This is a genomic window from Halobaculum sp. EA56, from assembly GCF_051195075.1.
Classification (GTDB): domain Archaea; phylum Halobacteriota; class Halobacteria; order Halobacteriales; family Haloferacaceae; genus Halobaculum.
The window spans coordinates 114,900-128,510 of record NZ_JBNTJX010000004.1 but is presented as its reverse complement, the minus strand read 5'-3'; the positions used below and the strand labels follow the sequence as shown (position 1 = coordinate 128,510).

Below are 13,611 nucleotides of genomic sequence, written 5' to 3'. Positions count from 1 at the left end.
CGGCGGCACCAGTGGGACGCCGAGTGGCAACATTTGACAAAGAGCTTTTACACGATTGTTCCCTCGGGTACCCCATGGCAACACACGACAGCGGTCCGGCGGGTCGGTGGGACACGTCGGCCGCGTCGCTGGGTCACGACCGTCCCGACGTGCCGGCGTACGCCGCGCTCGCGTCGGACCTCCGCGAGCGCGTCGCGGGCGAGGTGCAGTTCGACGAGTACGCGCAGGTGCTGTACGCGACGGACGGGTCGATCTACCAGGCGAAGCCCGCGGGCGTGGTGTGTCCCCGCGACGTCGACGACGTGGTCGCGGTCCACGAGGTGGCCGCCGACCACGGCGTCCCGGTGCTCCCCCGCGGGACCGGCTCGTCGCTCGCGGGGCAGTCGGTCGGGCCGGGGTGCGTCGTCATCGACACGACGAAGCACATGGACGACATCGTCGACGTGGACACCGAGGCGCAGGAGGCGACCGTCCAGCCCGGCGTCGTCCAGGACCACCTCGACGCCCGGCTCGCGGAGGACGGCCTGAAGTTCGCCCCCGACCCGGCGTCCTCCGGGCGGGCGACCGTCGTCGGCGGCATCGGCAACAACTCGACGGGCGCGCACTCGGTGCGCTACGGGATCACCGACGCATACACCGAGGAGCTGGAGGTCGTGCTCGCGGACGGCACGCGTATCCACACCCGCGAGGTCGTCCTCGACTCGGAGGAGCACGAGGAGATCATCCAGGGCGGCGGCATCGAGGCCGAGCTGTACCGCACCGTCGAGGGGCTGGTGGAGGAGAACCGCGAGGAGATCGACGAGAAGTACCCGAACCTCAAGCGGTCGGTGTCGGGGTACAACCTCCACAAGGTGATCTACGAGAACGACGACGGCGAGGAGGTGATCAACCTCTCGAAGCTGTTCGTCGGCGCGGAGGGCACCCTCGGCACCATCGTCGAGGCGACCGTCTCGCTGGTCACGAAGCCCGAGGAGACGGCGCTGGCGCTGTACTGCTTCGAGGATCTGGTCGACGCGATGGAGGCGGTGCCCGTCGCGCTGGAGTACCCCGTGAGCGCGGTGGAACTGATGGACGACGAGGTGTTCCGGCTGGCGCGCGAGTCGACCGAGTACGCCCAGTACGAGGAGCCCATCCCAGACGGCACCGCGGCGGCGCTGATGCTGGAGTGGGACTCCGAGCTCGTTTCCCACTCGCCCGACGGCGAGTCGTCGGGCGAGGCGCCGGACTTCGAGGCGGCGATGGCCGACACCACCGAGGAGTTCGTCACGGAGGGGCCGGCCTTCGACGTGCTGGAGGCGTACACCGAGGAGGCGCAGGAGGACCTCTGGAAGCTCCGGAAGGCGGCGATCCCGCTGCTGATGAGCCTGCAGGGCGACCCGAAGCCGTACCCGTTCATCGAGGACGCGACCGTTCCCCCCGAGGAGCTGGCGGAGTACGTCCAGGAGTTCGAGGACGTGCTGGAGGCGCACGACACCTCCGCCGCCTACTTCGCGCACGCGGGGTCCGGGACGCTCCACATCCGGCCGATCCTGAACCTCAAGGAGGACGAGGGCATCCAGAAGATGCACTCGATCACCGACGACGTGACCGACCTCGTGCTCGACCACTTCGGGGCGTTCTCCGGGGAGCACGGCGACGGCCTCGCGCGCACGGAGTTCAACCCCAAGATGTACGGGGAGGACCTCTGGACGGCGTTCCAGGAGCTGAAGTCCACGTTCGACCCCGACTGGCGGATGAACCCCGGGAAGGTGGTCTACGTCGACGCCGAGACCGCCGAGGAGCGCGGCTACCCCGACTCCGCGGCCGACACGGACATGCGCGAGAACCTCCGCTACGGGGCGGAGTACCAGTCCATCGAGCCGCAGACCGCGCTGGACTTCGACGACGAGGGCGGGTTCTCCCACCTCGTGGAGCTGTGTAACGGCTGCGGGACCTGTCGGGAGACCCAGGGGGACGTGATGTGTCCGACCTACCGCGCCTCGAAGGAGGAGATCCAGGCGACCCGCGGGCGCGCGAACATGCTCCGCGCGGCCATCTCCGGGGAGCTCCCCGAGGAGGAGATCCACTCCGACCGGTTCCAGGAGGAGGTGCTGGGCCTCTGTGTCGGCTGCAAGGGCTGCATGTCCGACTGCCCGACGGGCGTCGACCTCGCGAAACTCAAGGCCGAGGTGAAACACGAGCACCACGAGAGGGAGGGCGCGGGCCTCCGCGAGCGGGTATTCGCCGACATCGACGCCGCGAGCCGGATCGGGAGCGCGCTCGCGCCCGTCGCGAACGCGGCGACGGAGCTCCCCGGCGCGCGGACGGTGATGGAGAAGGCCCTCGGCATCGCGAAGGAGCGCGAGCTCCCCACGTTCACCCGCGACACGTTCCGCAAGCGGTGGGAGCGCCGCGGCGGCGCGCGGGTGAGCGAGTCGGAGGCGGACGCCAAGGTGGTGCTGTTCCCGGACACGTACACGAACTACAGCATGCCCGACGCGGGCATGGCCGCCGTCGAGGTGCTCGAGGCGGCGAACGTCCACGTGCGGGTGCCCGACGACCTCGCCGCCTCCGGGCGGGCGGCGTTCTCCAGCGGCTTCCTCGACAAGGCGCGCGACCGGGCGGCCGAGAACGTCGAGAAGCTTCACCCCCTCGTCGACGACGGCTACGCTGTCGTCTTCGTCGAGCCGTCCGACGCGGTGATGTTCCAGGACGAGTACCTGGACCTCCTCGACGGCGACGCGGTCGAGGCCGTCTCGGCCGCCAGCTACGGCGTGCTGGAGTACGTCGACACCGCCCGCCTCGACGAGGCGATCGAGTTCCGCGACGCCGAGGACCTCGGCGAGTCGCTCGCCTACCACGGCCACTGCAACCAGAAGTCGATGAACAAGGACCACCACGCGGTGGGGGTCCTCCGCCGGGCCGGGTACGAGGTCGACCCGCTCGACACCTCCTGTTGCGGGATGGCCGGCAGCTTCGGCTACGAGGCCGAACACTACGAGCTCTCGAAGGCGATCGGGTCGATGCTGTTCGAGGCCGTCGACGAGAGCCCCGCCGAGCGCGTCACCGCGCCCGGCGCGTCCTGCCGGTCCCAGCTCGGCGACAGGGAGGGCGCGAGCGAGCAGCCGCCCCACCCGATCGAGAAGGTGGCGGCCGCGCTGGCCGAGTAATCCGACGCGTTCGGGGTCGGTTTCCCGGGATATCGGCCCGATTTTCCGATAAAGTTATAATACATAGTCGAACATGTCGGTTACTGTGGTACGTGGCACGGTAGCACGAATCTCGACACGCGGTAACGTGCGACGGAGAGGTGCAACACAAAGCCATGGATTCTGACGAGACACGCACGGACGGAGGCGTCACCTCCACGGGGAAGGACGCGGACATCTTCGCGGAGGACGAGGTCGGAGAACAGTACCGCGATACGGTGTATCGCGATATCGACTACGAGTCCCTGGAGACCGCACCCGAGACTGCCGAGTACCCGGACACGGACGGGAAGGGGCGGTTCAAGAAGGCGGACCTCCCGAAGGTCCCGAAGGTCTCACACATCGTCGGGCCGAGCGCGATCATGCTCGGCGCCTCGCTCGGCAGCGGAGAGACGATGTTCTGGCCGACGCTCATCGCCCAGAACGGCTGGGGCCTGTACTGGGCGTTCTGGGTCGGCGTGATCACGCAGTTCTTCATCAACACGGAACTGCAACGGTGGACCATCGCCACCGGGGAGAGCATCTTCCGGGCGTTCGAACGGATGAGTTCGTTCTGGCCGTGGTTCTTCCTGGTCGCGGGGTTCATTCACGTGGGCTGGCCCGGGTGGGCAGCGGGCGCCTCGAAGGTCGGGGCGGCCGCCGTCGGACTGAGCACGTCCAACTGGCCCGCCATCGGCATCGGGCTGATGATCCTGATCTGGCTGTCCTACCAGGCCGGCCCGGTCATCTACAACATCATCGAGAAGGCGCAGGTCGCGCTGATGGTGGTCGCGATCCTCGGTGCGGTCGTGCTCGTGTTCATCGTCGGGTCGTTCGGCCAGCTGGCGAACGTGCCCGGCGGCGCCGTCAACTTCGGCGCGCTCCCGCAGGACATGGACATCGCGGTGTTCCTCGGGGGGCTGGCGTACGCCGGCGCGGGCGGGTACATCAACCTCTCGCAGGGCGTGTGGGCCCGCGAGAAGGGGTACGGGATGGCGACCTACCAAGGCCGCGTCCTGAACCCGCTGCGCACCGGGGAGGGCGAGATCGAGACGGTCCACGAGAACGGGTTCACCTTCGAGCCGACGGGGACAAACATGCGCCGGTGGCGCGCGTGGTGGAAGATCTGCCAGCAGGAACACTTCCTCACGTTCGTCGTGGGGCTGCTCGTCGTGGCGACGGTCGCGATGACCGTCTCCGCGGAGTACGCCGCCGGGACCGACCGTGGCGCCATCGAGATGTGGCTCACCGACATCATTCCGGCAGTCGGCGGAGTGAGCGCCGCGCTGCTATACGTGGTGATCTTCATCGCGCTGTTCTCGACCCAGTACGCGATCTTGGAGTCGTTCGTCCGCAACAGCGTCGACATCCTCTTCGAGATGTACGGACGGGAGGCCGGCTGGGACCTCAACCGGGTGTTCATCGGCCTGCTCACGGTGTTCACGCTGTGGGGGATCGCCATCATCGGGCTCCAGCTGTCTCAGCCGTGGATCCTGCTCGTGCTCGGCGCGGCGATCGCCGGCGTGATGATGTGGCCGTACAACGCCCTCGTCACCATCCTCAACACGACGCGGCTCCCCGAGCATACCCAGCCCGGCTGGGGTCGTGTCGTCGCGATGTGGTGGGCGACGGGCTTCTTCGGCTACTTCAGCGTGCTGCTCATCAGCAGCCAGCTGGTCAGTCGGTTCGGCCTCACGACGTTCGAGACAACCGTCGGCGTGATGGGCAGCGGCGCGGGCGGCTACGTCCTGTGGCTGCTCGCGCTCGTAGTCCAGGTGTACACCATGTTCCGCTCCGCGCGGGCGAAGTTGGAGTCGAGCGACACGGTGGAGCAGGCCGACGAGGCGCGGGGACTGCTCGCCTGAGCGCCGCGCCGACCCGGCCGACCGATTTTTTACCGAGAGCGCACGACGACGGGTGAGGGACCGCGCGGACGGAACGTCGACCCGGGAGCCGCCCGACGACGGCGTCCGGAGGAGAGAGCACGGAGATGACAGACCAGACACACCGGAACACGGGACGGCTCGACGAACTCGGCGGACTGCTGGTGACGTATCGACTGGCGATCTATCTGGGCGGCCTCGCCGCGATCGGGGCACCGCTCGCGCTCCGCAGCGCGGCCGGGGTGACGGTACCGGCGTCAGTTCGCGCCGCGATCACGGTCGCGACGGTGTCGCTGATGACCGTGACGTACCTGTTCGAGCGGCGGCTCGGCCTCGACGCCGGCGGCGACGACGCGGCGGACGCCGCCCGCGGGGGGGCGGACGGGCGGGCGGGCGACGCGACCGACCGCGGGGAGGGCGGCTACCCCCTGCGAACGCGCGCGGCCGTCGCCGCCGCCGTGCTCGGGCTCGCCGCCGGAGTGTATCTCGCCCTCGAGACGTCGCTCCTCGCGGGACTGCTGTTCGTGGCCGGGTCGTACCTGTTCGCGTACCTCGCGTACGGCGGGACCGGTGGGAACCCGAGGCCGGACGGCGGGGGTGGCACGTGAGCGCCCACGGTCCGGACGGGTCGGGCGAAGACGTCCCCGGTCCGACGGGAGATGAGGGGGTGAACCGGCGGGAGGAGATGCGCTCGGGCATCGAGGTGGAGGCACACGTCCACTTCGGCATGACGGGCTCGTTCCCGCTTCGGATCGCCGAGGTGTTCTTCGCCACCGACGGCGTCCACCTCGCGGAGTACGGGCTCGTCACGCCGTTGTTCGGGCTCGGCGCCCGCAAGCACCGCCGGGAGGCCGCGGCCATGCGACAGCTCCTGACCGAGTACGGCATCGACGAGGTGCTCGCGCGTGCCGACGCGGTGACGTGGCTCTCCTACGACGCGCTCGACCGTGTCCTCGTCAGCGACGGCGGGCGGCTCGGCAACCCCCGCGTCGGCGTCTACGCGGTCGACGACACGAGCAACGCCTACCGGATCCACGACGACGAGTTCTCGCCCGACGCGTTCGTCGAGACGCTGTCGCCGTTGGCCGACCGCGAAGGGTTCGAGGTCGTCTCGGAGTCGGGACTTGGCTACCGCCCCGGCGAGAGCCTCCGGCGGTTCTTCGGCTGAGGGCCGGCCCCGGCCCGTCACCCGATCGCCGACCGACCGACCGTCGCGAGGTGGCCGGCGACCGCGACGCCGACGCCCACGACGTACAGCGCCGTCAGCGTCGCCGACAGAGCCGCGGAGCCGACGGGTCCGGCCGCCTCCCGCCGTCGCGCGAGCGCCGCACAGCGGCGCACCAGTCCGCGGACGGCCCTGGCGGTTCGCCCCCGAGGGTTCTCGGCCAGCGTGTCCGCCACGGGCGGACTGACGCGCTCGTACACCCCGACCAGCGGGCGGCCCACCGGCGAGGGGCGAAGCACGTCGTCACGGAACGTCCGGAGCGTCGCGAGCGTCTCCTCCTCGCCCGCGACCGCGGTCGTGACGAAGCACGCGCTGTGGTGCTGTTCGACGCTCACTCGTGCGAGCGACTCCTTCTCGTAGACGGCGGTCTCCGACCGGGAGAACTCCGGCTCCGGAGAGACGAAGAAGGCGTCCTCGGTCTCTCGGAGGTACGAATCCCCGTGTTCGTGACGGTCGCCGTCGAGCGTGACCACCTCGACGTACTTCGGCCGGCCGTCGCCGACGGCCGCCTCGGCGCCGGGATGCGTCTCGTCTCCGGGGTCGTCGTTCGACGACTCCTCGTCCATGGGTGTCGCTACCGGGTACCGTGACAAAAATCCCCCCGGCGCGACGAACGCGGAGGACTCTTGTCCGTCCGCGACCGACAGCCGATATGTCCGAATCCATCGATCTGGTCCTCGCGAGCCCACTGAACACCGTCATCTTCCTCGCGGTCCTCGCGATCGTCGGGAAGCTCCTCGCGGAGGGGCTGTTCGTCGCCGCCGGGGGACTGCTGCTCCCGCTCGGCTTCCTGCTGTACCTCGAATACACCGACGCCATGCTCGTGCGGTAAGCCGGAGGACCGACGACGGCGGAGCGGGACCGGTATCCGACGGACGACGTCCGGGTCGAGCGGACCCGAAAGGGTACACCGCTCGACCACGTATGCGAACCGATGACAACCCTTCCGACGCCGCGCGGGAACGGGCTCGATATCGCCCTCCTCGGGGTCATCGTCGCCGGCCTGGGCACGTACGCCGGGGTCGTCACCGGGTCCGCGGACGCGACGCCGTCGCTCGTTCGGTTCTTCCAGGTTCCGGCGGGGACGACCTACCCGGCGACCCTCCCGCAGGACAAGGCGCTGCTCCTGCTGACGGACCCCCGGACGGCCGACGCGGCCGCCGGCGGCGTCGGGTCCAGCGGCGGGATCGGTCCCGTCATGATCGGGATCGGGGCGATGCTCGTCGTGGCAGGGCTGCTCGTGTGGCGGAACGGGTGAGTCCGGGCGACCCCGCGCCCCGAACCACGGCACCGTCCTCCGCCCGCGCCGCCTCCGCCGGACGGTGAGCTTTTCACCAGCTACGACGTTGTACAGTCGTGTTCGGCGCGATCAGCGAACTGCTCGGCGTCCTCCTCCACCGGACGATCCTCGTCGGCGCGGTGCTCGTCGCGATGCGGTTCCTCGCCGAGGGGGTCTACCAGCCGGCGCTGGCGCTGATCGCAGTCCTCGCCGTCTTCGGTTACATGCGGGTGACCGACGCGGCGTTGCTGGAGTGATCGCGGACGGGGGAGCGACCACCCCCGCGTCGGGTCCCCGCCTCAGATCCAGCCCTCGTTCGCGAGCAGCTCCCCGTTGAGCAGGGAGGCGCCCGCCGCGCCGCGGATCGTGTTGTGCGCGAGGCAGTTGTACTTCACCCCGGCGGGCGTCGTCTGCACCCCGCCGGCGACGACCTGCATGCCGTCGCCGCGCATCCGGTCCATCCGGGGCTGCGGGCGCTCGGGCCGGTCCTCGCCGAAGACGTGGATCAGGCTCTCCGGCGAGGAGGGCAGATCCGCGCCCGGGAGCGACGCCATCGCCTCGCGGACCTCGGCGGGAGTCGGCTCCTCGGCGAGCTCGGCGAAGACGTTCTCCAGGTGCCCGTCGATCGTCGGGATGCGGTTGCACGAGGCGGCGACCTCCGCGGGGTGCAGCGACAGCTCCGCGCCGTCGAACTCGCCCAGCAGCTTCCGGCTCTCGGTCTCCATCTTCTCCTCCTCGCCGCCGATGTGCGGGACGGCGTTGTCGATGATCTCCATCGAGGTGACGCCGGAGTAGCCCGCCCCCGAGACGGCCTGCAGGGTCGACACCTGCACGCGTTCGAGGCCGAACTCCGCGAGGGCCGCCAGCGTCGGCACCATTGTGATCGTCGAGCAGTTCGGGTTCTTCACCAGCGCGCCGTCCCAGCCGCGCTCGTCGCGCTGTACCTCGATCAGGTCGAGGTGCCCGGGGTTGATCTCGGGGATGGTGAGCGGCACGTCCTCGGCCATGCGGTCGTTCGAGGAGTTGGAGGAGACGACGTAGCCGGCCTCACAGAGGTCGGGTTCGATCTCGGCGGCGACGCCGGAGGGGAGCGACGAGAACAGGAGGTCGACGTCGTCGGGGATCTCGTCGGGATCGGTCGCGCGGACGGTGATGTCCCGTACCGGCTCCGGGATCTCGGTGTCGAGGCGCCACTTCGCCGCCTCGCCGTAGGGCTTCCCCGCGGAGGCGTCGCTGGCGGTCAGACACGCGATCTCGAACTGCGGGTGGCCGTCGAGCAGCTGGATGAACCGTTGGCCCACGGCGCCGGTGGCGCCGAGGATGCCGACTCGGTGCGTCATTGTGTGCCCCTGTGTCACACGCGAATAAGACGCTTCGGATACGGTGTGGAACGGCGAGGATTGCCGCGGCCGCGGTCCGTCGGGAGCGACGGCGAGGTGCCGAGAACTCGTCGGCTCGTGCGGACGGTCGCCGACGGATCGTCGGCCGGCGGCGACGGAACGGAGTGGCCGCCGCACCCCCGGACTACTCCCGCGCGGCGTCGAACGCGGCGTCGAGGTCCGCCCTCATGTCCTCGACGTGCTCGACGCCGACCGAAACGCGGATGAGGCCGTCCGTGAGGCCCGCGGCCTCGCGCTCCTCGCGCGGGATGGCCGCGTGGGTCATCGCCGCGGGCTGCTCGATGAGGCTCTCGACGCCGCCGAGGCTCTCCGCGAGCGTGAACACCTCCGTCTCCTCGACGACGGTGCCGGCTTGCTCCAGCGTGCCGTCGAACTCGAACGAGAGCATGCCGCCGAAGTCGTCCATCTGCTCGCTCGCGAGGTCGTGCTGGGGGTGGGAGTCGAGCCCCGGGTAGTAGACGCGAGAGACGGCGTCGTGGTCGTCGAGCCATGCCGCCAGGTCGCGGGCGTTCTCGCAGTGGCGATCCATCCGCACCGGCAGGGTCTTCGTCCCGCGGAGCACGAGGAAGCAGTCGAACGGCGACGGCGTCGCGCCCACGGAGTTCTGGTAGAAGCCGATGCGCTCGTCGAGGTCGGCGTCGTCCGTGACGAGCGCGCCGCCGACCACGTCGGAGTGGCCGCCGAGGTACTTCGTCAGCGAGTGGCTCACGATGTCGGCGCCGTGTTCCAGCGGACGCTGGAGGTACGGCGTCGCGAAGGTGTTGTCGACGGCACACAGCGCGTCGTGTTCGTGGGCGACGTCCGCGAGCGCGTCGATGTCGTTGACGCGCATCAGGGGGTTCGTGGGGGTCTCGACCCACAGGAGCTCGGTCTCCTCCCGCATCGCGTCGCGGACGGCGTCGTGGTCGGTCGTGTCCACGAAGTCGAACTCGAGGTCGTACTCCTCGTACACCTGGGTGAAGATGCGGTGGGTGCCGCCGTACACGTCGTCGCCGGTGACCACGTGGTCGCCCGCCGACAGGAGGTTGAGCACGGTGTTGATCGACCCCATCCCAGAGGAGAACGCGCGGCCGTACTCGCCGCCCTCCAGCGCCGCGAGGTTGGCCTCCAGGTCGGTTCGGGTGGGGTTGCCGGTCCGGCTGTACTCGTAGCCGCGGTGGTCGCCGGGGGCGTCCTGCTCGTACGTGGAGTTGGCGTAGATGGGCGTCATCAGCGCGCCCGTCTCCGGGTCCGGGTCCTGGCCCGCGTGGACCGCGTCCGTCTCGATGCGGTAGCCGGGAGCCGCGTCGCCGTCGTCGGTCATGGGTCCCACGAGAACCCCCGGCCGCCTGACTCTTGCCATCGAGCGCGTCCCGGCGGGCCTGACCGCGCCGGCGTCCGGACGCGCCCGCGACGGTCCGGGGACGGTATCCCCGGCGTCACGCGTCCGCGGACAAAGCCGCGGAGCGGACCCTCACCCGCCCCTGTGCTCCGCGACCACTTCCTCCCAGTGGACCGCGTCCTCGCTCACGATCCGCTCGGGGTCGAGCGCGTTCGTCCCGAGCGCCTCGGCCGAGCTCGGGACGTTCGGGTCGAGGCCCCCGAGAACCGACGGGAGCCAGTTCTCGTCCTCGGGCGGCCGGCCGGTCCCCGGATCGACGGAGTCCTCGACCGTCGGAACGTCGCCCGAGCCGTCGTAGACGACGACGCGCATGACCATCCCGAACACCTGGTGGGGCGGACAGTAGAGGTCGTAGACGCCCTCGTCCTCGAACCGGTAGAGCCAGTAGCCGCCGACCGGGATGAGCGGCGACGAGACGGGCGGCGCGCCCGAGGGGACGCGGTTCTGACGCCCGTGGCGCTCGTGGTACGCGGCGACGGCGTGGTCGGGCGTCTCCGCGCTGAAGAGGACCACGTCCCCCGGTTCCACCCGGAGGCCGGCCGGGTCGTAGTGGAACCCGACCATGGTCGCGACCAGCCGCGCGATCTGCCGGACCGTGATCTCCTCGGTCCCGCCGCCCGGCAGATCGACCGTCACCGACTGGTCCGGCTTGTGGAGCGTGTCGTCGTCGCCGGCGATCGACCCGTCGGCGGCCGCCTCGTTGATGCTCGCGGTCGTCTCCTCCGACAGCACTCCCTGGCTCGCCAAGGCGAACAGTATGCCCGGGACGTCGATGTGGACCTCGACCTCGCTGCTGGGACGGAGGGGCGGCCTGAACTCGTCGAAGCAGTCGTCCCCGGGGGGCTCACCGTCACCGGCGTTCGCACATGGGTTGCCCCCGGCGACGGCCTTCCCGAAGACCGGATCGATGTGCGGGGGCCCCCGAGATCCGTCCCCGTGTTCCGAACCGTGCGCGGCGGTTCCTCCACGTGAGCGTCCCCCGGCGACGCCGGACCCGACCCCGATCGCCGCGGAGGCGCCGGCGGCTTTCAGTATCGTCCGTCGCGCGGCGGCGATGGACGTGTCGAACCGATCCTCCCGCTTCGCTCGGTCTTGTTTCATGTTATCACTTCACACCCCTTCGGGGAGACTCGATTAGTATCAAATAAATATTATTTCTCCATGACAACACGGTGCGTTTCAGTCGAACGACTCGTACTGTCGTCGCGGATGCCGGGTTCGTGTCGCGAGACTGCTCGGCGCCGGTGTGGGAATCACAAGTACCATGCCGTCCGCCCGCGGAGGTGGCTCCACGGAGGTGGGTTCTGTGACCAAGAAACGCGAGTATACGGACGACTACCCCGACAAGACGCTGTACATCCCGGGCCCGACCGAGGTGCGCGAGGACGTGATCGAGGCGATGTGTCGGCCGATGTTCGGCCACCGGATGGACCGGATGACCGACCTCTACACGACCATCGTCGAGGACACCCGGGAGTTCCTCGGTACCGACAACGACGTGATGATCCTCACGGCGTCGGGCACCGAGTTCTGGGAGGCCTCGACGCTCAACCTCGTCGACGAGAACATCCTCGTGGCGACGTGCGGGAGCTTCAGCGAGCGCCACGCGAACGTCGCCGAACGCCTCGGCAAGGACGTCGACCGGCTGGAGTACGACTGGGGCGAGGCGGTCAAGCCCGAGGACGTCCGGGAGGCCATCGAGTCCGGCGAGAAGCACTACGACGTGGTGGCGTGCGTGAAGAACGAGAGTTCGACCGGCGTCCGCAACCCGGTCGAGGAGATCGGGGACGTGGTCGACGAGTACCCGGACACGTACTTCGTCGTCGACGCGGTGTCGTCGCTGGGGGGCGACTACGTCGACATCGACGCCCACGGGATCGACGTGATCTTCGCGTCCACGCAGAAGGCGTTCGCGATGCCGCCGGGACTGGCGGTGTGTGTCGTCAGCGACGAGGCCTACGAGCGGGAACTGGAGAAGGACTCCGCCTCGTGGTACGGCGGCTTCCAGCGCGCGCTCGACTACTACGACCGGAAGGGACAGACCCACTCGACGCCCGCGATCCCGGTCATGCTGGCGTACCGGAAACAGATGAAACACATGCTGGAGGAGGGCCACGAGGCGCGCTCCGAGCGCCACCGCGAGATGGCCGAGTACACCCGCGAGTGGGCCCGCGAGCACTTCGACGTGTTCCCCGAGGAGGGGTACGAGTCACAGACGGTCGCCTGTATCGAGAACACGCAGGGGATCGACGTCGCCGCCACCATCGAGGAGGTGTCCGAGAGGTACGACATGGTGTTCTCGAACGGGTACGGGTCACAGCTCGGCGAGGAGACGTTCCGCATCGGCCACATGGGCGAACACGACGTCGAGTCGATCCGGCGGCTGACGGACGCCATCGAGGACGTCGCCGGGCTGTAGGCGTCTCGGAGCTGTAGGTGTCGCGTGGCTCGCGCTCGGCGTGAACGGTGTCGCCCGGAACACTAACGATCCGGCGTCATCCCGTGGCGGCGTGCCGCGTCGGCCGGGAAACCCTCGTGCCGGGCGGTCGCGATCGCGGCTCGCGACGGGCCGTATGTCGCGCGCCCGGGTTCTCCGCACCGTCATCGCACCCTGGCGGGTTCACTGGGGCGGGGACTGAAGGCGCGCGCCCGGAGCTAGCGGGTCGGGGTACAAACCGTTGCCGGAGCGGCGGACGGTCGCGTCCCGCCGGGAGCGCCCCCGCCTCAGCGGAGGAACTTCGAGAGTCGGTCGGCGAGCGAGGAGCCGTCGCCCAGCTTCAGGTAGAAGGCGTCGCCGCCGTCCTCGTAGTAGTTCTCGATGCGGCGGACGACCTCGAACCCGATGTGTTCGTAGAAGTCCAGCGCGGCATCGTTGGTCGTCCGGGCGTGACACGAAACCGAGCGGTTCTCCTCGGCGACCTCGGCGACGAGGCGCTCGCCGTACCCCCGGCCGCGGGCCCGCGGCGCCACCGCGAGAAACAGGATGTAGCCGTCGCGACGCGCGGAGGCGAAGCCGACGAGCTCCTCGTCCTCGAAGAGGAGGTGACAGCCGGCGCGCCGGTACGCGTTCGTGAAGAAGCCGCGGCGCTGTTTCAGCACGCCCTCGGCCTCCCGGATCTCCTCTTTCAGCGCCCAGGCGTCCTCCACATGTGTGTCGTCGCCCGGGGGATCCACGCGCGTTTCGACGTTGACACTCACTACACGTTCGCTACTGCTGACGAGCATTTAACTCCACCGTCGGTGGCGACCCTCTCGTGGGCGGCCGGCGCGGGGGTC

The 13,611-nt window shown here is 69.6% G+C and carries 13 protein-coding genes; 8 read left to right on the top strand and 5 right to left on the bottom strand.

Translation table 11 applies throughout. From position 1 onward, the window contains the following. Positions 1-74: 74 nt before the first annotated feature. The 4 genes from ACQUQ1_RS08485 (at position 75) to ACQUQ1_RS08470 (ending at position 6,218) form a co-directional block, all read left to right on the top strand. Entirely contained in the window at positions 75-3,149 is a 3,075-nt protein-coding gene (locus ACQUQ1_RS08485) for an FAD-binding and (Fe-S)-binding domain-containing protein (RefSeq protein ID WP_435063847.1), read from the top strand. A 155-nt stretch (positions 3,150-3,304) separates the two neighbouring features. Beyond that, the gene (locus tag ACQUQ1_RS08480; protein WP_435063846.1) at positions 3,305-5,032 is read left to right on the top strand and encodes an Nramp family divalent metal transporter; all 1,728 of its coding nucleotides are present in this window, start codon (positions 3,305-3,307) and stop codon (positions 5,030-5,032) included. 125 nt (positions 5,033-5,157) lie between these two features. Beyond that, positions 5,158-5,658, top strand: coding sequence for a hypothetical protein (locus ACQUQ1_RS08475; RefSeq protein WP_435063845.1), 501 nt, complete (start codon positions 5,158-5,160; stop codon positions 5,656-5,658). After that, entirely contained in the window at positions 5,655-6,218 is a 564-nt protein-coding gene (locus tag ACQUQ1_RS08470) for a hypothetical protein (protein ID WP_435063844.1), read from the top strand. Before ACQUQ1_RS08475 ends, ACQUQ1_RS08470 begins: the two co-directional genes overlap by 4 nt. A 17-nt stretch (positions 6,219-6,235) precedes the next feature. Here the strand turns inward: ACQUQ1_RS08470 and ACQUQ1_RS08465 are convergent, their stop codons facing one another. Beyond that, entirely contained in the window at positions 6,236-6,841 is a 606-nt protein-coding gene (locus ACQUQ1_RS08465) for a CFI-box-CTERM domain-containing protein (RefSeq protein ID WP_435063843.1), read from the bottom strand. Positions 6,842-6,927: 86 nt separating this feature from the next. Here ACQUQ1_RS08465 and ACQUQ1_RS08460 point away from each other — a divergent pair, with 86 nt between their 5' ends. From ACQUQ1_RS08460 to ACQUQ1_RS08450, 3 genes are all read left to right on the top strand, one after another. Next, positions 6,928-7,107: a hypothetical protein gene (locus tag ACQUQ1_RS08460; RefSeq protein ID WP_435063842.1), complete on the top strand. Its 180-nt coding sequence runs from the start codon at positions 6,928-6,930 to the stop codon at positions 7,105-7,107. A 102-nt stretch (positions 7,108-7,209) separates the two neighbouring features. Next, entirely contained in the window at positions 7,210-7,533 is a 324-nt protein-coding gene (locus ACQUQ1_RS08455) for a hypothetical protein (protein WP_435063841.1), read from the top strand. 98 nt (positions 7,534-7,631) lie between these two features. Further along, entirely contained in the window at positions 7,632-7,811 is a 180-nt protein-coding gene (locus ACQUQ1_RS08450; RefSeq protein ID WP_435063840.1) for a hypothetical protein, read from the top strand. A gap of 42 nt (positions 7,812-7,853) precedes the next feature. On the opposite strand, the gene asd is transcribed toward ACQUQ1_RS08450, so the two are convergent. The 3 genes from asd to ACQUQ1_RS08435 form a co-directional block, all read right to left on the bottom strand. Beyond that, the gene (asd, locus tag ACQUQ1_RS08445) at positions 7,854-8,894 is read right to left on the bottom strand and encodes an aspartate-semialdehyde dehydrogenase (RefSeq protein ID WP_435063839.1); all 1,041 of its coding nucleotides are present in this window, start codon (positions 8,892-8,894) and stop codon (positions 7,854-7,856) included. Between the two features lie 184 nt (positions 8,895-9,078). Next, positions 9,079-10,257 carry a cystathionine gamma-synthase gene (locus tag ACQUQ1_RS08440; RefSeq protein WP_435063838.1) on the bottom strand — a complete coding sequence of 393 codons (1,179 nt, stop codon included), beginning with the start codon at positions 10,255-10,257 and terminating at the stop codon, positions 9,079-9,081. A gap of 150 nt (positions 10,258-10,407) precedes the next feature. Beyond that, on the bottom strand, positions 10,408-11,436 hold the full coding sequence (locus ACQUQ1_RS08435; RefSeq protein ID WP_435063837.1) for a cupredoxin domain-containing protein: 1,029 nt from the start codon (positions 11,434-11,436) through the stop codon (positions 10,408-10,410). 205 nt (positions 11,437-11,641) lie between these two features. Here ACQUQ1_RS08435 and ACQUQ1_RS08430 point away from each other — a divergent pair, with 205 nt between their 5' ends. Next, entirely contained in the window at positions 11,642-12,754 is a 1,113-nt protein-coding gene (locus ACQUQ1_RS08430; RefSeq protein WP_435063836.1) for a pyridoxal-phosphate-dependent aminotransferase family protein, read from the top strand. A 305-nt stretch (positions 12,755-13,059) separates the two neighbouring features. On the opposite strand, the gene ACQUQ1_RS08425 is transcribed toward ACQUQ1_RS08430, so the two are convergent. Continuing rightward, positions 13,060-13,533 (bottom strand): GNAT family N-acetyltransferase, encoded by a 474-nt coding sequence (locus ACQUQ1_RS08425; RefSeq protein ID WP_435063835.1) that lies wholly within the window; start codon positions 13,531-13,533, stop codon positions 13,060-13,062. Positions 13,534-13,611: the final 78 nt, after the last annotated feature.

Coding starts and splice junctions, on each gene's coding strand:
- ACQUQ1_RS08485 (WP_435063847.1), top strand. CDS start 75: ATGGCAACACACGACAGCGGTCCGGCGGGTCGGTGGGACACGTCGGCC.
- ACQUQ1_RS08435 (WP_435063837.1), bottom strand. CDS start 11,436: ATGAAACAAGACCGAGCGAAGCGGGAGGATCGGTTCGACACGTCCATC.
- ACQUQ1_RS08480 (WP_435063846.1), top strand. CDS start 3,305: ATGGATTCTGACGAGACACGCACGGACGGAGGCGTCACCTCCACGGGG.
- ACQUQ1_RS08460 (WP_435063842.1), top strand. CDS start 6,928: ATGTCCGAATCCATCGATCTGGTCCTCGCGAGCCCACTGAACACCGTC.
- asd (WP_435063839.1), bottom strand. CDS start 8,894: ATGACGCACCGAGTCGGCATCCTCGGCGCCACCGGCGCCGTGGGCCAA.
- ACQUQ1_RS08475 (WP_435063845.1), top strand. CDS start 5,158: ATGACAGACCAGACACACCGGAACACGGGACGGCTCGACGAACTCGGC.
- ACQUQ1_RS08440 (WP_435063838.1), bottom strand. CDS start 10,257: ATGACCGACGACGGCGACGCGGCTCCCGGCTACCGCATCGAGACGGAC.
- ACQUQ1_RS08465 (WP_435063843.1), bottom strand. CDS start 6,841: ATGGACGAGGAGTCGTCGAACGACGACCCCGGAGACGAGACGCATCCC.
- ACQUQ1_RS08455 (WP_435063841.1), top strand. CDS start 7,210: ATGACAACCCTTCCGACGCCGCGCGGGAACGGGCTCGATATCGCCCTC.